We start from the raw sequence: 17,740 nt of genomic DNA, 5'->3' as shown, positions 1-17,740 counted from the left end.
CACGACTTGTGAGGGTGGTGGCGGGGCGTGCGAAGTCGACCCGGTGGCCCGGGTCGCCAGAAGAAGTGTACGGGACCCCGGCAGCCCCGGGTGACGGCGCTGTCCACAACCGGCCGGTTGTCCACGGATCGAGTCCATGATCAGCGCGGCCGGGCCCGTCCGCGCCACATTCTGCACATGTACTCGATCGTGGTCGCCCTGCTTCTGTCCGTGATCCCGCCCGTGGTCCCGTCGGGGGGCCCGCCCGTGGTGCCGTCCTTGGTCCCGCCCGTGATCCCGGCGGGGATCCAGCCCGTGGCGCCGTCCGTGGTCCCCTCAGGGGCCCAGCCCGCGGTGCCGTCCGCGGTCCCGGCACGGATCCCGCCCTTCGTCCCGCCGGGGGTCCGGTCGGGGGTCCGGTCGGGGGTCCGGTCGGGGGTCCGGTCGGGGGGCCCGCCCGCTTATCCGTCGGTGCCGGGCGCCGTGCCGGGCGCGGCCGCGGTGTGGCCGGTGGGGCCGCCGCGCCCGGCGGTCGTGCGGGGGTGGGAGCCTCCGGCGTCGGCGTACGGCCCGGGGCACCGTGGCGTGGACCTCGCCGCACCGCCGGGTACGGCGATCCGTGCGGCGGCGGCCGGCCGGATCGCGTTCGCGGGCCCGGTGGGGGGCCGCGGTGTCCTGTCGGTCGTCCATCCGGCCACGGGCGCCCCGCCGCTGCGCACCACCTACGAACCGGTCCGCCCCCTGGTGCGGCCGGGCGCCGAGGTCACGGCGGGCCAGGTGGTGGCCGTGGTGGCGCCGGCACCCCGCTCCCACTGCGGCACCGGCGCGTGCCTGCACTGGGGGCTGCGCCGGGGCGATGCCTACCTCGACCCGCTGTCGCTCCTGCCGCCGGCGCTGCTGACCCGGCCCCCGTCCCGTCTGCTGCCGCTGCTGTGAGGCGGGCCGGACGGGTCACGGGTTCACGGCGTCACGAATGCACGGCGTCACTGGGGGCGGCTTCACGGGCTCGGGGGATCACGCCCCGCGGACGCCCCGGAGAGCCATCGAGACGGCCGTGTCGGCGATGGCCGAGGGGTGCTCCGCCGCGCCCAGCTCGATACGGCGCACCGCGGCGTCGACGACGCCCTGGAGCAGCATCGCGGCCAGCCGCGGCTGCTCCTGGCCCAGCTCCGCCAGCGCCTCCACGACCATGGCGACCAGGCCGCCGTGCGCCGCGCGGATCTTCTCCCGGGCCCCGTCGTCCAGCTCGCTCGCGGAGATCGCGACGACCGCCCGGTGCCGCCGGTCGCCGACGAGGTCGAGCTGGGTGCGGACGTAGGCCTCGACCTTGCCCTCGGGGGTGTCCGCCCGCTCCATCGCCGCCTCGACCTCCGCCGCCCATACGGGGAAGTCGACCGCGCACAGTTCCTCGACGACGGCGGCGCGGGAGCGGAAGTACTCGTACACGGACGACCGGGCCAGGCCGGTGCGCTCGGCGAGGGCGGGGAAGGTCAGCGCCTCCGTCCCGCCTTCGGACAGCAGGGAACGCGCGGCGTCCAGCAGGGCGCCTCGCTGCATGGTCCGGTGCTCGGCCACGGAGGCCGCTCGAATCCTGGGCACGGCTCCACTCTACGACCGGGTGTTCGGCGTCAGCGGCCTACATCGGCCAGCTTCGCCCGCAACTGGAGTACCGACTTGGTGTGGATCTGGCTGACGCGGCTCTCCGTGACGCCCAGCACGTTGCCGATCTCGGCCAGGGTCAGGCCCTCGTAGTAGTAGAGCGTGACGACCGTCTTCTCCCGTTCGGGCAGGGTGTTGATGGCCCGGGCGAGCAGCCGGCGCAGCTCGCGGCCCTCGGCCACCTCGACCGGGTCGTCCGCGGCGGTGTCCTCCAGGGTGTCCATGAGGCTGAGCCGGTCGCCGCCCTCGCCGCCCACGTGCAGCAGCTCCTCCAGGGCCACCACGTTCGCCAGGGACAACTGGCTGAAAACGGCGTGCAGTTCCTCCAGGGCGATGCCCATCTCCCTGGCGACCTCGCCCTCCGAGGGGGTCCGCCGCAACTGGGCCTCCAGGGTGGCGTACGCCCGCTCCACGGCCCGTGCCTTCTGGCGCACGGAGCGGGGGATCCAGTCGAGGGCGCGGAGTTCGTCGATCATCGCGCCGCGGATCCGGGTGATGGCGTACGTCTCGAACTTGATCGACCGCCCGATGTCGAACTTCTCGATCGCGTCGATGAGCCCGAAGACCCCGGACGACACGAAGTCGGCCTGCTCCACGTTGGACGGCAGACCGACGCTCACCCGGCCCGCGACGTATTTCACCAGCGGCGAGTAGTGCAGGATCAGCTGTTCCCGCAGCCGCTCGTCGCCCGTGTCCTTGTACGACCGCCACAGCTCGTCCAGGGACGAGGGTGCGGGCGGGCGCACGGTGCTCCGGGCAGCGGGGGGCACCGCTGCGCGGTCGGACCCGGAGGTGTGCTGGGGCATGCGTCGCCTTGAGCCGTTCTGCTGGGTGTGAGGGGGGACGGGGGAGGGGGACGGGATGCGGAGGGGGTAATTCTGGTGAGCGTAGCGTGACCGTGGAGTCGCAGTGAGCTAAGGCCACCGGATCGTGGACCCGCGGGGGCGTGCCGTCGGCCGCATCTTCGAAAGGAGCCCATGAGGCCGACCGGGCGCGGGTCGGCCCCCCGGGCGTCGCCGGGAAAGCTACGAGGGTCATCGGCATCACCTTTTCACCCGAATGCTCCTGGTCAAGGACCGCCTCGCCGGGCGTTCGGGCGATGTGCGGCGGCGGCCGTCAACTGCCAGGTGTCGCCGTGGCGTTCGACGAACCCCAGGGAGTGGAGTTCGTACAGCCTGCCGAGCGCCTCGTCAACGGTGGTCCCGGCGTCACGCGCGATCTCGTCAACGGTGGCGGTCCTCCCTCGTGCGGGCAGCGCCTCCAGCACGCGCGCGCCGGCCGGGTCGAGGAGGTCCCTCGGCAGGACCGGCCCGCGCCGGGGCGGGGCAAGCTCGCCGATGTGCCCGACCAGTTCGGCGACCTCGGCGGCGTCGGTGACCAGCTCGGCCTCGCCGCGCAGCAGCTCGTGCACACCCGCGGAGAGGCCGCTGGTCGCCGGGCCGGGGACGCCCATGGTGAACCGGCCGAGCCGCTGAGCGGCGCGGGCGGTGACCAGCGAACCGCTGCGGTACTCGGCCTCCACGACGACCGTGCCCCGGGTGAGCGCGGCGATCACTCGGTTGCGCAGGATGAACCGGCTCGGCGTGGGATGGGCGCCCGGCGGCAACTCGCCGACGACGAGGCCCTGTCGCGCGATGCGCCTGATCAGCTCGGTGTGGCCGCGCGGATAGGCGGTGTCCACCCCGCACGCCAGCACGGCGACGGTCGCCCCGCCGGCCGCCAGCGCGCCCCGGTGCGCGGCGCCGTCGACGCCGAAGGCCGCACCCGAGACGACGACCCAGCCGCGCTCGGCGAGTCCGGAGGCGAGGGACGCCGCCATGTGCGCCCCGTACGGAGTGCAGGCCCGCGCCCCGACGACGGCCACGGACCGCAGCGCCCAGTGGCGGAGGTCGGGCCCGCCGCGCACCCACAGGCCGACGGGCCGGCCGTCCCCGAGGTCGTCGAGCTGGCTGGGCCACTCGGCGTCGCCCGGCACGACGAACCGCCCGCCGACCGCCTCGACCGCCGCCAGGTCCCGCTCCGGCTCGGCCCGGGCGGCCCGCGCCCGGAAGCCCTGGATCCGTTGCTCGCTCGCCCCGCCGAGCGCCTCGTCGTCGTACGGCACGGTCGTCAGCCGCCTCAGCAACTCCACGGGCCCCAGCTCGCGCAGCCACCGGCCGCCGTGCTCATCACCCGGTTCGACGACCCGCGTCAACGCCGCTCGCGCCCGTCGCTCCCGCTCGGTCACCTGCTCGGTCATTCCGCTCCCCCGCTCTCCCCGATGTCCGTGGTGCGCGCCCCGTGGTCCCGCGCACCCCCACCCGCCTCGCCGTGCGCCCGCGCTCCGGCCGGGACCGCCCCCTCGGCGGCCGGTGCCCCGCCCGGCGATCCCCGCGTCACCGGCGGACCGCCCCCGCCCACCGCACGGGCCTCCCGCTTCCCGGCGCCCGGTTCCGCGTGCCGCCCCGCCGGGGCGGCCGCCGGTCAGCCCCGCTCCCCCACCGCCACCGGGACGCCCCGGGCGATCCCGGTGCGCAGCTCCAGCGCCAGGTGGACGTCCTCGGGACCGGGGCGGTCACGGCCCGCGAGGTCGGCGACGGTCCACGCGACCCGCAGGACCCGGTCCAGACCGCGCGCGGTGAGCAGGCCCCGCTCGATGTCCCGCTCGGCGGTGGCGAGGGCGCCCGGGCCGACCTGCCAGCGCGTGCGCAGCTCATGGCCCGGCACCTCGCAGTTGACGTTCCAGGGCGTGCCGTCGAGGCGGGCCGCGGCCCGGTCCCGGGCATCCCGCACCCGTGCCGCGACCGCCGCGGTGGACTCGCCCCGCCCGCCGTGGGCCAGCAGGTCCGCCCGGGTGACCGGCTCCACCTCGACCCGCAGGTCGACCCGGTCGAGCAGCGGTCCGGACAGCCGGGCCTGGTAGCGCCGGATCACCGACGCGGGGCATTCGCAGCCCGCCCCGGTCAGGGTGTGCCGCCCGCACGGACAGGGGTTGGCGGCCAGCACCATCAGGAACCGCGCCGGGAGCCGCACCACGCCCGCGCTGCGCGCCACCACCACATGGCCCGACTCCAGCGGCTGCCGCAGCGCGTCCAGCGCCTTGCCGGAGAACTCCGGGGCCTCGTCCAGGAAGAGCACCCCCCGGTGCGCCAGCGAGACGGCACCCGGCCTCGGCAGCCCGTTACCACCGCCGATCAGGGACTGCATGGTCGCGGAGTGGTGCGGGGCGCAGTAGGGCGGCCGGTGCACGAGCGGTTCGCCGGGCGGCAGGAGGCCCGCCACCGAGTGCACGGCGGTGACCTCCAGGGCCTCCTGGCGGGTGAGCGGCGGCAGGACGCTCGGCAGCCGCTCGGCGAGCATGGTCTTGCCCGCGCCCGGCGGGCCGGACAGCAGCAGGTGGTGGCCGCCGGCCGCCGCGACCTCCAGGGCGAGGCGCGCCCGGCGCTGCCCGGCGACGTCCGCCAGGTCGGGCCCGTCGGCGGGATCGGGGCTCAGTCCGGTGCCCACCCCGGCGCCCGGCACCAGCAGCCCGGCCAGCATCGCGTCGGGGCGCCCCGTCTCGTCCGGTTCCTCCTGGGGCACCGGCTCGTCGGCGAGGACGGCGATCAGCTGCCGCAGCGTCCGCACCCCGAGGACGGAGACTCCGGGGACCAGGGCCGCTTCCCCGGCCGTCTGCTCCGGGACGACGACCTGCCGGTAGCCCGCCTCGGCGGCCGCCAGCACCGCCGGCAGGACGCCGCGCACCGGCCGGACCCTGCCGTCCAGCCCCAGCTCGCCGATGAGCACCAGGTCGGCGATGGTCCTGGGGTCCACGCGCTCGGCCGCCCCCAGCACCGCGGCGGCCACGGCCAGGTCGAAGCCGGAACCGCCCTTCGGCACGGAGGCCGGGCTGAGCCCGACGGTCAGCTTCTTCTGCGGCCACTCGGCGTCGGAGTTGACGATCGCCGCCCGCACCCGGTCACGGCTCTCCGTGAGGCTCTTGTCCGGCAGCCCGACCAGGGCGAACGTCGCCACGCCCGGCTCCAGGTCCGCCTGCACCTCCACGACCACGCCCTCGACCCCGACGAGGGCCACCGAACAGGTCCGCGCGAACCCCATCAGGCCACCCCCCGGACGTGCTCGACGAGGGGCGCGCCGCGCCGGGGCAGCAGTACCCCCACCAGATCGATGCGCACCCCGCCCGCCGGTGGTCCGCCGTGGCGCTCCAGCCAGCACGCCGCCAGCCGCCGCAGCCGCTCCGCCTTCGCGGGTGTCACCGCCGCCATCGGGTGCTCGAAACCGCTCCCCCGGCGGGTCTTGACCTCGCAGATGACCACCGTGTCGCCGTCACGGGCGACGATGTCGACCTCCCCGGCCCGCCCGCACCGCCAGTTCCTGGCGAGCGTGGTCATCCCGGCCTCGCCGAGCCGGCGGACCGCCAGCTCCTCGCCGTACCGCCCCAGTGCCCCCGTCGCGTTCATCCCGGCACCACCTCCGGCACCGACTCTGACGCGTCGGTGCCGGACCTGTGGATCTTGGTGGACAACCGGTCCCTTGGGGACAACTCCGTCCCCCACACGGGTGACCACCGATAACCGGCGCACCCCGGCGCACCACGGTGAACGGCCGGTGCGCAGAGGGCCCCGGCGGGCGGTACGGCTCCGGTGCGGCTCCGGGCGGTTCAGGGGGTGTCTTGCCGATCTTGCCGGGCTCACGCCCGGCACCGCGCCTCGCCGCGTTGTCGTCGGTCGCCGATCCGGCCCGATCGGCAAGACACCCGCTAGCTGCCGGGCAGCTCCAGGTCGCTCTTGTTGAGCTCCTCGATGTTCACGTCCTTGAAGGTCAGCACGCGCACCTGCTTCACGAAGCGGGCCGGCCGGTACATGTCCCAGACCCAGGCGTCGGCCATGGACACCTCGAAGAACACCTCGCCCTGCACCGAGTGCACCTGCATCTCGTAGTCGTTGGTGAGGTAGAAGCGCCGCTCGGTCTCGATCACGTATTTGAACAGACCGACGACATCGCGGTACTCCCGGTAGAGCTTCAGCTCCATCTCGGTCTCGTACTTCTCGAGGTCCTCGGCGCTCATGGCATGTTCCCCTTCAGCCGTGCGTGCCCCCATTGTGCGCCAGTGCCCCGGGCCCCTAAACGATGTCGGGGGCCAGGACCACCGGTGTGGCAGGGGGTCCCTCGGCGAGCAGCGTGCGCAGCAGCCCGGCGAGTCGTGTCGGGTACACCGTCTCACGGGCCGCCGACAGTTCGGCGGAGGTCCACCACCTCAGCCCCGCGACGCTCCGGGACTCCAGCTCCGTCAGGGCGCCGAGGACCACCGCCGTCCGGGTCGTACGGGCCAGGTAGTACCACTCGTCCTGGTGCCAGCGCCGTCCGGCGAAGGGGAAGGCGCATTCCCGCTTCCACAGCACCGGACCCAGTTCCACGTCCGTGAGGCCGGTCTCCTCGGCGAGCTCCCGCAGCGCGGCCTCCTCGCGCGTCTCGTCGCCCTCGACCCCACCGCCCGGGGTGAACCACCAGGTGACGGACGGATCGTCCGGTTCGTGGCCGTGCAGCAGCAGGATCCGGTCCTCGGGGTCCAGCAGCACCACACGGGCCACCCGGCGCAGCGGCGTCTCCTCGGGCCCGGGCACGGTCCCCTCAGACACGGACGGCGGTCTTCCGGCCCGCGCGCTTCCGTGACCGCGCCAGCCCGCCGGCGACCGGCCCGTACGCCGCGCCCCCCAGGATCAGTACCGCCCCGGCCACCACCGATCCGGCCGCGAGCTTCACCGGGCCGGGCCGGGACACGCCACCGGGGAGGGCCGCGAAGCCCTCCGGCCGCTCCACCATGGCGGCGGGCGGCCAGGCCACGGCGTCCACCCGTGCGGTCACGGCGCTGCGGGGCACCGAGCCGTGTCCGGGGTCCTGGAGGTGGACGCGGGAGTCCTGGGAGGTCCCGCGCTCGTCGCCGAGCAGGAAGAGCTGGCCCTTGGGGACCCTGGCCGTGAAGGTGGTCATGGAGGCGGGCCCCTGGGCGCGCAGATACGGTTCCTCGACGGCCTTGCCGTTGATCGTGAGCCGGCCGCCGCTGCCGCAGCAGGCCACCTCGTCACCGCCGACGCCGACGACCCGTTTGACCATCGGCAGGTCGCCCCAGGCCGCGTCCTCGAACACCACGACGTCACCGCGGCGCACCTCGGAGCCGTCTATCCGCTGCGCGAGCACCCGGTCCCCGGCGTCGACGGTCGGGGACATCGACTCGGTCGGCACGGTGTACGGCTGGTACTCGACCGCGCCCCAGACGAAACCGCCGAGGAAGAGCACACAGCCGACGGCCACGGCCAGTCCCGACAGCGCGCTGCCGAGACGGCCGCGGCCGTCGTCCGTCGTCACGTTCTTGCCCATCCCAGCGCCCTCCGCCTCGGAGATCGACGATCTGGGACGGCACCCTACCCGCGCACCCCTACTCGGCGGTATGCCCGCCGGAGCCCGGACCGCCGTGGCCGGGACCCGGCCGGAGCCCGGACCGCCGGAGCCCCCGGACCGCCGGAGCCCGGACCGCCGCCCCGCGCGTCGCGGAGGGTCAGCCGTCCCGCCGCTTGCGCCGCCACAGGACGACGGGCAGCGCCACAGCGAGGCCCAGCGCGCCGGGGCCCGCCGTGCGGGCGACGTCCGTCGCCACGGCGGCCGCGTTCAAGCCCGGCTGGTCGAAGGTGTCCGGCACCGGCAGGGTGGACCAGCGGGTGACCGGCCAGGCCACCACGATCGCGCGTCCGACGACCTGGTCGTTGGCGACCGTGCCGCTGCCGGGCAGCTCCTGGTGGTAGCGGGAGTCCAGCGAGTTCTGCCGGTTGTCGCCCATCACCCAGATGCGGCCCTCGGGCACCTTGATCGGCCCGAACGGCTCGTCGTCGCACGGCGTGGAGCCGGGAGCGATGTAGGAGGTCTCGTTCAGCGGCTTGCCGTTGACGACGACCTTGCCGCCCTTCTTGCAGCTCACCGTGTCCCCGCCGACCGCGATGACCCGCTTGATCAGGTCCTTCTCCTCGGCGGACGGCATGAGGCCGATGAAGCTCAGGAACTTCTGCACCGGGTTGGGGTCGGGCGCGGGCTCGTCCAGCCAGCCGCCCGGGTCGTGGAAGACGACGACCTCGCCGCGCTCCGGCTCCGAGCCGAACCAGGGGGTCAGCTTGTCCACCAGCACCCGGTCGCCGCGCTGGAGGGTGTTCATCATCGAGTCCGAGGGAATCGAGAACGCCTGCACCAGGAACGTCTTGATCAGCAGCGCCAGCAGCAGCGCGATGCCGACCAGCAGCGGCAGTTCCTTCCAGAAGGAGCGCGGCCTGCGCGGCTCCTGGGGACCGGCGTCGTCGCCGTCACCCGGACCGGTCGTGGACGGGGGCTCCTCGACGGGACCGGAAGAGGAAGGCTCGCCGAACCGCTCCGGCCTGTCCTCGGGCCCTTCGTGTCCGGATCGCGCGCCGACCGCCAAATCCCCCACATCCACTCCTCACTCCGTGCAACCGCCTGCGCCACAGCAGGGGCAGGCCCACCACTCCCATAACGAGCGGGAGTTCCGCAGGGGTCGGGAGCCCGGTCAATCCGTTCACATTCCAAGAGGACACACTATGCGACGCGCCGAGTGCCGTCGCCGTCCCCGCCCGTGAGTCCGGGACGGACGCGAACGTGTCCTGTTCCTCGAGTCTGCGCCAGTGGGCGAACGGCCAGGCGATGACGACCGCCCGTCCGACGACCTCCTCCTCCGAGACCGTCCCCTGGTACGCCTCGTTGAGGTGGAACCGCGAGTCCGCAGAGTTCGACCGGTGGTCCCCCATCACGAAGATCCGCCCGGCCGGCACCTTCACCTCGAACGGGATCGTGGAGGGCACGTCCCCGGGGTTCAGGTACGGCTCGGTGAGCGGTACGCCGTTGACGGTGAGCCGCCGGTCGGCGTCGCAGCACTTGACGGTGTCCCCGCCGATCGCGACGACCCGCTTGATCAGGTCCTGCTCGTCCTCGGAGGGCAGCAGGCCGATGAACGTCAGCGCCTGCTTGACCTGCGCGACGACCACCGGGTCGTCCTTCTTGGGCGTCTGCTCCTGCCGGAGCCAGCCGCCGGGGTCCTTGAACACGACGACGTCCCCGCGCTGCGGCGTCGAGCCGAACCAGGGGGTGAGCTTGTCGACCAGGACGCGGTCGTCGATCCTGATCGTCTGCTCCATGGAGCCGGACGGGATGACGAAGGCCTGCACCAGGAAGGTCTTCAGGACGAGCGCGATCATCAGGGCCACGGTGATCAGGAGCGGTATTTCCTTGACCGCCGACCGGCGCCGGCGCCGCTTGACCTTGCGGGCCAGTTTGCGCCGTTCCGCGCGCCCGGGCAGCGGCCGGGTGCCGTTGGTGGGCCGAGAGCCGGTGGGCAGCCGGGTGTCCGCCCGGTGGCTGCCCTGCTTGCCGCGGTTACCCATGGCCTACGCCCGCCGCCGGCCCGGGTACGTCCTGGAAGGCGCCCGACCGCGCGAGCCCCGACCAGCGTCCGAACGGCCAGCCGATCCAGTCCGCCCGCCCGATCACCCGCTCCACGGGGACCATGCCGCCGCCCGGGGAGCCGAGGTGGTCCCGGGAGTCACGCGAGTGGCTGCGGTGGTCCCCCATGACCCACAGGGTGCCCGGGGGCACCACGATGTCGAAGGGCACCGCCGAGGGCGGGCCGTCGGGGTGCAGGTAGTCCTCGTCCACGGGTACGCCGTTCACCTGGAGCCTTCCCCCCTCGTCGCAGCACTTCACGCGGTCGCCCCCCACCCCCACGACGCGCTTCACGAAGTCGGTGTCGGCGGGCTCGGCGAGGCCGAGTGCCGCGGCGGCCCCGTGCAGCAGAGCGGCGACGGGATTGCGCTCCGGCACCTCCTGGACGAAGGACCCGGTGCCGTCGAAGACGATCACGTCCCCCCGTACCGGCTCGGAACCGAAACGGTACGCCAACTTGTTCACCAGCACCCGGTCCCCGATCCGGAGCGTGGGCTCCATGGACCCGCTGGGGATCTGGAAGGGCTGCACCACGAAGTGGCTGAACAGCAGCAGGAAGACGGCGCAGGCGAGGCCGGTCAGCCCCGCACGCCGCCGGAAAAGCACGGAGCGCGACCGCTCCTCCGGATCGGAGGAACGGTCGCGCTCTGTGTGCTGTGCTTCGGTGTCCATCGGAGCCAGATGGTATCCGGCCCTCCTGTGCTCAGTCCGGAGCCGAGGCGCGACGGGGGTGAGCCGGAGCTCAGTTGTCGCGCTTCTCCTTGATCTTCGCGGCCTTGCCGCGCAGCTCACGGAGGTAGTAGAGCTTGGCGCGACGGACGTCACCGCGGGTCACGAGCTCGATCTTCTCGAAGATCGGGCTGTGCACCGGGAAGGTGCGCTCGACGCCGACGGAGAAGGAGACCTTGCGGACGGTGAACGTCTCGCTGACGCCCGCGCCCTGGCGGCGGATGACGACACCCTTGAACTGCTGGATACGCGAGCGGTTGCCCTCGATGACGCGAACGTGGACGTTCACGGTGTCGCCGGGACGGAACGCCGGGACGTCGGTCCGCAGGGACGCGGAGTTGACGGCGTCGAGCACGTGAGCCATGTGTGTCTGCTTCCTCGCTGATGCCACAGGTCATCAACGGAATTCGTAACGAGAATGGGGTGCTGATCGCGTCGGACGGGCGTCGTGTCCCCCTGTGGCAGGGGCGCACGCCGGACGTACAGCAGCGGCCTATTCTTCCACGGCCGGGGGCCTGCGCCAAAATCGGCCGTCCGGCTCCGGGGCCCAGCCCAGCATCGAGAGGGTTTCGCGGTCCTTCTTGTCGAAGGCCGAGGCGTCGCAGCGCTCGATCAGGTCGGGCCTGTTGCGGGCGGTGCGCCGCAGTGCCTCGTCCCTCCGCCAGCGGGCGATCTTCCCGTGGTGACCGCTGAGCAGCACGTCGGGGATGCCGCGCCCGCGCCACTCGGGCGGCTTGGTATAGACGGGGCCCTCCAGCAGGTTCGCCATCGCGCCGGGCGCGAAGGAGTCGTCGCGGTGGGACTCGGCGTTGCCGAGGACGCCGGGCAGCAGGCGCGCCACGGCCTCGGTGACCACCAGGACGGCGGCCTCCCCGCCGGCGAGCACGTAGTCGCCGATGGACACCTCGTGGACGGGCATCCGGGTGGCGTACTCGTCCATGACGCGGCGGTCGATGCCCTCGTACCGGGCGGGGGTGAAGACCAGCCAGGGGCGCCGGGACAGCTCCACGGCGACCTCCTGGGTGAAGGGCCGCCCGCTGGGGGTGGGGACGACCAGCACCGGTCCGTGCGCGCCGGCCTCGTAGCCGGAGGCGAGGACGTCGTCCAGGGCGTCGCCCCAGGGGTCGGTCTTCATGACCATGCCCGGGCCGCCGCCGTACGGGGTGTCGTCGACCGTGTTGTGCCGGTCGTAGGTCCACTCGCGGAGGTCGTGCACATGGACGTCGAGCCGGCCGCGCGCGCGTGCCTTGCCGACGAGGGAGACGTTCAGCGGTTCCAGGTACTCGGGGAAGATGGTGACGACGTCGAGCCGCATCAGCCCTCGTCCTCCGCGTCCCTGGTCGAGGCGATCTCGGCGCGGTCGTCGATGAGGCCCGGCGGCGGGGTGATGACGGCCTTCTGCGCGTCCAGGTCGATCTCGGCGACGATCTCCTCGACGAAGGGGATCATGACCTCGCTGCCGTCGGGCCGTTCCACCACGAAGAGGTCCTGCGAGGGCAGGTGCGAGATCTCGGTGATCCGGCCGACCTCGGTGCCGTCGGCGAGGACGACGTCCAGATCCATCAACTGGTGGTCGTAGTACTCGTCGGGCTCCTCCGGACGCTCGTCCGGGTCGACGTCGGCGATGAGCAGGGTGTTGCGCAGCGCCTCGGCGGCGTTGCGGTCCCGTACGCCCTCGAAGCGCAGCAGCAGCCGGCCGCTGTGGACCCGGCCGGTCTCGATGGTCAGCGGCCCGGCGGAGGCGGGGTCCGTGGCCAGCACGGCACCGGGCCCGAGCCGCAGCTCGGGCTCGTCGGTTCGCACCTCGACGGTGACCTCGCCCTTGATGCCGTGGGCGCGGCCGATCCGTGCGACTACCAGCTGCACGTCTTCATCTCTCCTGTCCTACGACGACGGGCCGGGGTGGGCCGTAGCCCTCCCCGGCCCGGGCCGGATTCACGGTAAAACTGCCGACTTGCTCAGTGGACCTGGTCCACGTCGACGAGGTCGACGCGGATGCCACGGCCGCCGATGGCGCCCACGACGGTGCGAAGGGCGCGGGCGGTGCGGCCGTTGCGGCCGATCACCTTGCCGAGGTCGTCCGGGTGGACCCGGACCTCCAGCACGCGCCCCCTGCGCAGGTTGCGCGAGGCGACCTGCACGTCGTCGGGGTTGTCGACGATGCCCTTCACGAGGTGCTCGAGAGCCTCCTCGAGCATGCTCAGGCCTCGGTCGACTCGGTGGACGCGACCTCGGCCTCGTCCGCCTTCTTGTCGGCCTTCTTCGCCTTCGGGGTGATGGCCTCACCCTTGGCGTCGTCGCCCTCGAGCGCCTTGGCGAAGGCGTCGAAGGAGGCGCGCTTGTCTTCCTTGGCCGCCGGGGCGAGCAGCGGCTTCTCCGGGGCCGGGAGGCCCTTCACCTTCTGCCAGTCGCCGGTGAGCTTCAGGATCGCGAGGACCGGCTCGGTCGGCTGGGCGCCGACGGACAGCCAGTACTGCGCACGCTCCGAGTCGACCTCGATGCGCGAGGGGTTCTGCACCGGGTGGTACAGGCCGATCTCCTCGATGGCCCGGCCGTCACGGCGGGTACGGGAGTCGGCGACGACGATGCGGTAGTGAGGCGAACGGATCTTGCCCAGACGCTTCAGCTTGATCTTGACTGCCACGGGTGTGGTGTCTCCTGGTCTTGACGTGGTTGGGCACAACGGGATGCCGCGTGGGGTTGCGGTACTCGAGTGCCCGATGGACGCGTCAGCCGGAGGAGAGAGGGGTCCTGTTCGACTGTCGAGTACAGCTAGCCATTGTGCCACACCACGCCGGGTCAGCCTGCCGCGCCCACGGCTTCCGGGATGCGGAAGGGCTTCCCGCAGCCGCCGCACACGATGGGCGCCTGCGCGAGGACCGAGGGCACGACCCGTACATTGCGGCCGCAGTCGCACACGGCCTTGACCCGTACGCCGCCTCCGGAGGAGCCGTGCCGGGCGGCCGGCCCGCGGAAGGAGCGCTTGGTGTCGGCCGCCGTGGCGACCGTGTGGGCCTTGAGGGCGCGCTGGAGCCGCTCGATGGTCGGGCGGTACCTGCGCTTGGCCTCGGGGCTGAGCGTGACCAGCGAGAAGCCGCTGCTGGGGTGCGGCTCCTCGGAGTGGTCCAGGCCCATCTCCTCGGCGATCGCCAGGAATCTGCGGTTGTGGTAGCGGCCGGCGCGCGAGGTGTCCCGGACGCCTCGCGCGGCGGCGATGCCGTGGACTGCCTCGTGGAGCAGTCGCTCGAAGGAGAGCTCGGCGCCACACGCGGACGACGACTCTCCGATCAGGGATTCGGGCGCGGCGAGATCGGGCAGTTCGGGGTGGTGCCGCTGAATGTCGGCCCACGCCTGTGCCAGCTCTGCGGCGAGAACAGGTGGTGTCGTGCTCACGTCGTGAACAACGAGCCGGAGGGCCCCCGGGTTCCATTCCGGGGCATCCCAAATAATTTGCACGTACCCGTCAGTTGCCGTTGATGCGTCCGGACGAGGGCCAGTGCGCTGATCTGCGGAGAAGCCGCGCAGGTCCCAACAAGGTGGTACGTAGCGGCGTGTACGCCCCGGCGTGCGAACAGGCCGTGCGCGCCGGTCGCCGACCGGGGCGGGGGGCGCTCGGAACGAGAGGCCCGCCAGTGTCCAGGGCGACAGTACCGGGACCGTCCGCGCCGGGCTGCACCGCCCCCGCGCCGGACCCGACACTCGGGATGTCGCCGCAGGTCAGCGGGGGTGGACGGGCCGGGGGCGCGGTTCTGGCATGGCGGGAATCACCGACCGCCTCCACTATGGGAGATGGCTCGCGCCGCACTCGGGGGCGCACGACCGGGGCACGCAAGCATTGCGCCCCCACCCCTGGACTTGGGGGCGGATGCGGAGTTCCCTGGCTACGGGGAGTGCGAGCGCATGCACACGGGGGCTGTCAATCAGGGCACAGACGCACAGAAGGACCTCTCGGCGGATTGGGGCGCTTTCGATGACACCTATGCTCGTCCAGCACCACCCCCACCCGGCCTCGGCCCCTCCGGCTTCGGACGCGCCCGGCCGTGCCCGCGACTGGGCGGAGATCCAGGAACGGATGCTGGTTCCGCTCTACGAAGCGGTGTACGAGCATCTGGAGGTCGGTACCGGCACGCGGCTGCTCGGTCTCGGATGCGGTTCCGGCCTGGCCCTGCTGATGGCCGCGGCGCGCGGCGCGCAGGTCACGGGCGTCGACTCGGACCACGCACGCGTGGACCTGGCACGTGAGCGGCTGCTCCCCGAGGGGAGCGCGCGGGGCTCGTCCCGGCTCGGCGGGACGCGGCTCCTGTACGGCGGGCCCTCGGACGCCGCGGACCCGGCCCGTCCGGCGTACAACCTCATCACCGCCTTCCAGCCGATCGGCTGCGCCGAGGGTGATTCCGACGGGCTGGCACCCGCGCTCGCGGAGGCCGTGCCGCTGGCGGAGCGGGGCAGCGCGGTGGTGCTGGCGGGCTGGGGCCCGCCGGAGCGGTGCGCCACGTCGGCGGTGCTCCGGGTGGCGAGCCGGCTGACCGAACGGCTGCGCACGGGCGCGACCTGGCGCCCGGCCCTCCGGGACGACCTGGAGGAAGTGGCCGCGCGGGCGGGCCTGCGGCCGGACGGCTCGGGACGGGTGGCGTGCCCCTTCGGGTACGCGGACCTGGACAGCGCCGTGCGCGGGTTGTTCTCGACCGGACTGTTCGACCCGGCGGTGGCCGCCTCGGACCAGGCGACGGTGGAGAAGGAGGTCACCGAGGCCCTCCACCCGCACGTGCGCCACGACGGCACCGTGTGGATGCCCAACGTGTTCCGCTACCTGGTCGCCCGGACACGCTGACGTCCGGACGGGCGGCGGCACCGGCGGGCGGCCGGGCGTGGTGTCCGGGCAGGTGACGTCCGGGCGGGCCGGGGTTCATTCCTTGGCGAGCCGGGAGATGCCCGCCGCCCGGTAGGCCGCCTCCTCCTCCAGCGTCTCGTTCTCCAGGAGCGCCGCCGCCAGCGCGTCCAGCCGGGGGCGGTGCTCCTCCAGTTGCCGGCAGGCGCTCTCGTAGCACTCGTCCACGATGCGGCGCATCTCGTGGGCGACCTGGTCCAGCGTCGCGGGCGCCGCCGACAGTCCGTACGCCTGCTGCGCGTCGCCGGGGATGGCGCTGAGCCGGCCGACCCGCTCGCTCATGCCCCAGCGGCCCGCCATGCCGCGCGCGATGTTGGAGACCTGCTCCAGGTCGCTCTCCGAGCCGGTGGTGACGACGCCGAAGACGATGTGCTCGGCCGCCATGCCGCCGAGCGCCCCGATGATCCGGCCGCGCAGGTACTCCTCCGTGTAGGCGTACTTGTCGGCGTCCGGGGTCGAAAGGGTCACGCCGAGGGCCCGCCCGCGCGGCACGATGGTCACCTTGCGGACCGGGTCGGCGCCGGGCTGGAGCATGCCGAGCAGCGCGTGGCCGCTCTCGTGGTACGCGGTGCGGCGGCGTTCCTCCAGGGGCATGACCAGGGAGCGTTCGGCGCCGAGCTGGATCTTCTCCAAGGCGTGCGAGAAGTCCGGAGCGGTGACCTCGTGCTGCCGGCGCTTGACCGCGAGGAGCGCGGCCTCGTTGGCGAGGTTGGCCAGCTCGGCGCCGGTCATGCCCGGGGTGGTGCGGGCCACCTGGGCGAGGTCCACGTCGCCGGAGAGCGGAATGTCCCGGGTGTGGATACGGAGGATGGCCTCGCGGCCGCCCCGGTCGGGCGGGCTGACGTGCACGATCCGGTCGAAGCGGCCGGGCCGGGTCAGCGCCGGGTCCAGGACGTCGGCGCGGTTGGTGGCCGCGATGACGATGACGCCCTCGGAGCCGGAGAAGCCGTCCATCTCGGTGAGGATCTGGTTCAGCGTCTGTTCCCGCTCGTCGTGCCCGCCCATGGCGGCGCCGCCGCCCCGGGCGCGGCCGATGGTGTCGATCTCGTCGATGAAGACGATCGCGGGGGCGACCTTGCGGGCCTCGTTGAACAGCTCGCGCACCCGGGAGGCGCCGACGCCGACGATCATCTCGATGAACTCGGAGGCGGAGGCCGAGAAGAACGGCACGCCCGCCTCCCCCGCCACCGCCCGCGCCAGCAGCGTCTTGCCGGTGCCGGGCGGGCCCGCCAGCAGCACACCGCGCGGCATCTTTGCGCCCATCCGGCGGTACGCCTGCGGGTTGCGGAGGAAGTCGACGACGTCGTTGAGTTCCTCGGCCACCTCGTCGATCCCGGCGACGTCGGCGAAGGTGGTGCGCTGCCCCACTTCCAGCTCGACCGGCTTGGGCGGGGCCTTGCGGCCGAGCATGCCGCCGGCCCCGAGCCCGGTGCCCCGCATCCGCCGGGCGACGAGCAGCCACAGCACGACCAGCAGCAGGATGGGGGCGAGCGAGTACAGCAGGTTGGCCAGGACGCTCGGCTTGGAGACGACCGGCTTGGCCGTGACGGTGACCTTCCGCTTCGTCAGCTGGGCCCAGAGGTCGTCGTCGGCGAACGCGGGCCGCTGGGTGGTGAAGCGCTCCTTGTTCTTGAGCTCGCCCTCGATGGCGTCGCCCTTGGAGTAGATCTTGGTGACGTTCCCGTCCGCCACCTGCCGGCTGAACTCGGTGTAGGAGAGGCTCCGCTCGTCCCCCTCACCGAAGACGGACAGGGCCAGATTGGTCAGGCCGAAGACGGCCAGGGCCGCGAGGAGCAGCCAGACCCAGTTGGGGGTCTTGCGGCGCGTCGGGGACGGCGGCGGTGCTCCTTCGGAGCGCCAGGGCTGGTCGGTGCGATCGCGCGGGGGTACGGAATTGGCCACGGAGCCATGATGCGAGCTACCGGCGCGAGCGGCATGGCGGACACATCGCCCGGCCCTCACCGGTGCCCGGCAGTGCGCCGGACGGACCAACCGGAGCCGGGTCGG

Annotated in this window: 20 protein-coding genes; 2 read left to right on the top strand and 18 right to left on the bottom strand. The window is 73.2% G+C overall.

The features are described 5' to 3' along the window. Nucleotides 1-564: 564 nt before the first annotated feature. A complete protein-coding gene (locus ACF068_RS28005; RefSeq protein ID WP_392277064.1) occupies nt 565-915 on the top strand; it encodes a peptidoglycan DD-metalloendopeptidase family protein in 351 nt (116 codons plus the stop codon). Nucleotides 916-993: 78 nt separating this feature from the next. Here ACF068_RS28005 and ACF068_RS28000 read toward each other — a convergent pair whose 3' ends face one another. The 17 genes from ACF068_RS28000 to ACF068_RS27920 form a co-directional block, all read right to left on the bottom strand. After that, nucleotides 994-1,554, bottom strand: a complete 561-nt coding sequence (locus tag ACF068_RS28000; RefSeq protein WP_392277113.1) for a TetR/AcrR family transcriptional regulator — start codon at nt 1,552-1,554, stop codon at nt 994-996. A 53-nt stretch (nt 1,555-1,607) separates the two neighbouring features. Then, nucleotides 1,608-2,444: an RNA polymerase sigma factor WhiG gene (whiG, locus tag ACF068_RS27995; protein ID WP_392277063.1), complete on the bottom strand. Its 837-nt coding sequence runs from the start codon at nt 2,442-2,444 to the stop codon at nt 1,608-1,610. Nucleotides 2,445-2,707: 263 nt separating this feature from the next. After that, nucleotides 2,708-3,877 carry a DNA-processing protein DprA gene (gene dprA / locus ACF068_RS27990; RefSeq protein ID WP_392277062.1) on the bottom strand — a complete coding sequence of 390 codons (1,170 nt, stop codon included), beginning with the start codon at nt 3,875-3,877 and terminating at the stop codon, nt 2,708-2,710. A gap of 224 nt (nt 3,878-4,101) precedes the next feature. Beyond that, nucleotides 4,102-5,715, bottom strand: a complete 1,614-nt coding sequence (locus tag ACF068_RS27985) for a YifB family Mg chelatase-like AAA ATPase (protein ID WP_392277061.1) — start codon at nt 5,713-5,715, stop codon at nt 4,102-4,104. Then, nucleotides 5,715-6,077, bottom strand: a complete 363-nt coding sequence (locus tag ACF068_RS27980; protein WP_392277060.1) for a YraN family protein — start codon at nt 6,075-6,077, stop codon at nt 5,715-5,717. Before ACF068_RS27980 ends, ACF068_RS27985 begins: the two co-directional genes overlap by 1 nt. A 299-nt stretch (nt 6,078-6,376) precedes the next feature. Continuing rightward, on the bottom strand, nt 6,377-6,685 hold the full coding sequence (locus ACF068_RS27975; RefSeq protein ID WP_005311352.1) for a DUF2469 domain-containing protein: 309 nt from the start codon (nt 6,683-6,685) through the stop codon (nt 6,377-6,379). 55 nt (nt 6,686-6,740) lie between these two features. Beyond that, complete coding sequence (locus tag ACF068_RS27970) at nt 6,741-7,256, bottom strand: NUDIX hydrolase (RefSeq protein WP_392277059.1); 516 nt, start codon at nt 7,254-7,256, stop codon at nt 6,741-6,743. After that, a complete protein-coding gene (gene lepB, locus ACF068_RS27965) occupies nt 7,249-7,995 on the bottom strand; it encodes a signal peptidase I (RefSeq protein WP_392277058.1) in 747 nt (248 codons plus the stop codon). Before lepB (ACF068_RS27965) ends, ACF068_RS27970 begins: the two co-directional genes overlap by 8 nt. A gap of 178 nt (nt 7,996-8,173) precedes the next feature. Continuing rightward, a complete protein-coding gene (lepB, locus tag ACF068_RS27960) occupies nt 8,174-9,082 on the bottom strand; it encodes a signal peptidase I (RefSeq protein WP_392277112.1) in 909 nt (302 codons plus the stop codon). Then, on the bottom strand, nt 8,967-10,058 hold the full coding sequence (gene lepB / locus ACF068_RS27955) for a signal peptidase I (protein WP_392277057.1): 1,092 nt from the start codon (nt 10,056-10,058) through the stop codon (nt 8,967-8,969). Before lepB (ACF068_RS27955) ends, lepB (ACF068_RS27960) begins: the two co-directional genes overlap by 116 nt. Then, the gene (gene lepB / locus ACF068_RS27950; protein ID WP_392277056.1) at nt 10,051-10,788 is read right to left on the bottom strand and encodes a signal peptidase I; all 738 of its coding nucleotides are present in this window, start codon (nt 10,786-10,788) and stop codon (nt 10,051-10,053) included. The genes lepB (ACF068_RS27955) and lepB (ACF068_RS27950) overlap by 8 nt, the downstream gene beginning before the upstream one ends. A gap of 70 nt (nt 10,789-10,858) precedes the next feature. Beyond that, entirely contained in the window at nt 10,859-11,209 is a 351-nt protein-coding gene (rplS, locus tag ACF068_RS27945) for a 50S ribosomal protein L19 (protein ID WP_064070301.1), read from the bottom strand. 129 nt (nt 11,210-11,338) lie between these two features. Continuing rightward, entirely contained in the window at nt 11,339-12,160 is an 822-nt protein-coding gene (trmD, locus tag ACF068_RS27940; protein ID WP_392277055.1) for a tRNA (guanosine(37)-N1)-methyltransferase TrmD, read from the bottom strand. Continuing rightward, on the bottom strand, nt 12,160-12,711 hold the full coding sequence (rimM, locus tag ACF068_RS27935) for a ribosome maturation factor RimM (RefSeq protein ID WP_392277054.1): 552 nt from the start codon (nt 12,709-12,711) through the stop codon (nt 12,160-12,162). Before rimM ends, trmD begins: the two co-directional genes overlap by 1 nt. Nucleotides 12,712-12,803: 92 nt before the next feature. After that, nucleotides 12,804-13,043, bottom strand: a complete 240-nt coding sequence (locus ACF068_RS27930) for an RNA-binding protein (RefSeq protein ID WP_018850017.1) — start codon at nt 13,041-13,043, stop codon at nt 12,804-12,806. A 2-nt stretch (nt 13,044-13,045) separates the two neighbouring features. Beyond that, complete coding sequence (gene rpsP, locus ACF068_RS27925) at nt 13,046-13,489, bottom strand: 30S ribosomal protein S16 (RefSeq protein ID WP_392277053.1); 444 nt, start codon at nt 13,487-13,489, stop codon at nt 13,046-13,048. 155 nt (nt 13,490-13,644) lie between these two features. Beyond that, the gene (locus ACF068_RS27920) at nt 13,645-14,238 is read right to left on the bottom strand and encodes a hypothetical protein (RefSeq protein WP_392277052.1); all 594 of its coding nucleotides are present in this window, start codon (nt 14,236-14,238) and stop codon (nt 13,645-13,647) included. Between the two features lie 577 nt (nt 14,239-14,815). Here ACF068_RS27920 and ACF068_RS27915 point away from each other — a divergent pair. Beyond that, nucleotides 14,816-15,676 carry a methyltransferase domain-containing protein gene (locus tag ACF068_RS27915; protein ID WP_392277051.1) on the top strand — a complete coding sequence of 287 codons (861 nt, stop codon included), beginning with the start codon at nt 14,816-14,818 and terminating at the stop codon, nt 15,674-15,676. Between the two features lie 75 nt (nt 15,677-15,751). Here the strand turns inward: ACF068_RS27915 and ftsH are convergent, their stop codons facing one another. Next, entirely contained in the window at nt 15,752-17,635 is a 1,884-nt protein-coding gene (gene ftsH, locus ACF068_RS27910; RefSeq protein ID WP_392277050.1) for an ATP-dependent zinc metalloprotease FtsH, read from the bottom strand. Nucleotides 17,636-17,740 lie beyond the last annotated feature (105 nt).

Origin of the sequence: Streptomyces sp. NPDC016309 (assembly GCF_043077235.1) — a bacterium.
Lineage (GTDB): Bacteria > Actinomycetota > Actinomycetes > Streptomycetales > Streptomycetaceae > Streptomyces.
Note: the sequence above shows the minus strand (reverse complement) of the source record. Positions and strands in the feature narration are given on the sequence as shown.

Excerpts from the sequence above, each read along its gene's own strand:
- whiG (WP_392277063.1), bottom strand. The coding sequence starts at position 2,444 with ATGCCCCAGCACACCTCCGGGTCCGACCGCGCAGCGGTGCCCCCCGCT.
- lepB (WP_392277058.1), bottom strand. The coding sequence starts at position 7,995 with ATGGGCAAGAACGTGACGACGGACGACGGCCGCGGCCGTCTCGGCAGC.
- ACF068_RS27975 (WP_005311352.1), bottom strand. The coding sequence starts at position 6,685 with ATGAGCGCCGAGGACCTCGAGAAGTACGAGACCGAGATGGAGCTGAAG.
- rplS (WP_064070301.1), bottom strand. The coding sequence starts at position 11,209 with ATGGCTCACGTGCTCGACGCCGTCAACTCCGCGTCCCTGCGGACCGAC.
- lepB (WP_392277057.1), bottom strand. The coding sequence starts at position 10,058 with ATGGGTAACCGCGGCAAGCAGGGCAGCCACCGGGCGGACACCCGGCTG.
- ACF068_RS27985 (WP_392277061.1), bottom strand. The coding sequence starts at position 5,715 with ATGGGGTTCGCGCGGACCTGTTCGGTGGCCCTCGTCGGGGTCGAGGGC.
- lepB (WP_392277056.1), bottom strand. The coding sequence starts at position 10,788 with ATGGACACCGAAGCACAGCACACAGAGCGCGACCGTTCCTCCGATCCG.
- ACF068_RS27980 (WP_392277060.1), bottom strand. The coding sequence starts at position 6,077 with ATGAACGCGACGGGGGCACTGGGGCGGTACGGCGAGGAGCTGGCGGTC.
- ACF068_RS27915 (WP_392277051.1), top strand. The coding sequence starts at position 14,816 with ATGACACCTATGCTCGTCCAGCACCACCCCCACCCGGCCTCGGCCCCT.
- ACF068_RS27930 (WP_018850017.1), bottom strand. The coding sequence starts at position 13,043 with ATGCTCGAGGAGGCTCTCGAGCACCTCGTGAAGGGCATCGTCGACAAC.
- trmD (WP_392277055.1), bottom strand. The coding sequence starts at position 12,160 with ATGCGGCTCGACGTCGTCACCATCTTCCCCGAGTACCTGGAACCGCTG.
- dprA (WP_392277062.1), bottom strand. The coding sequence starts at position 3,877 with ATGACCGAGCAGGTGACCGAGCGGGAGCGACGGGCGCGAGCGGCGTTG.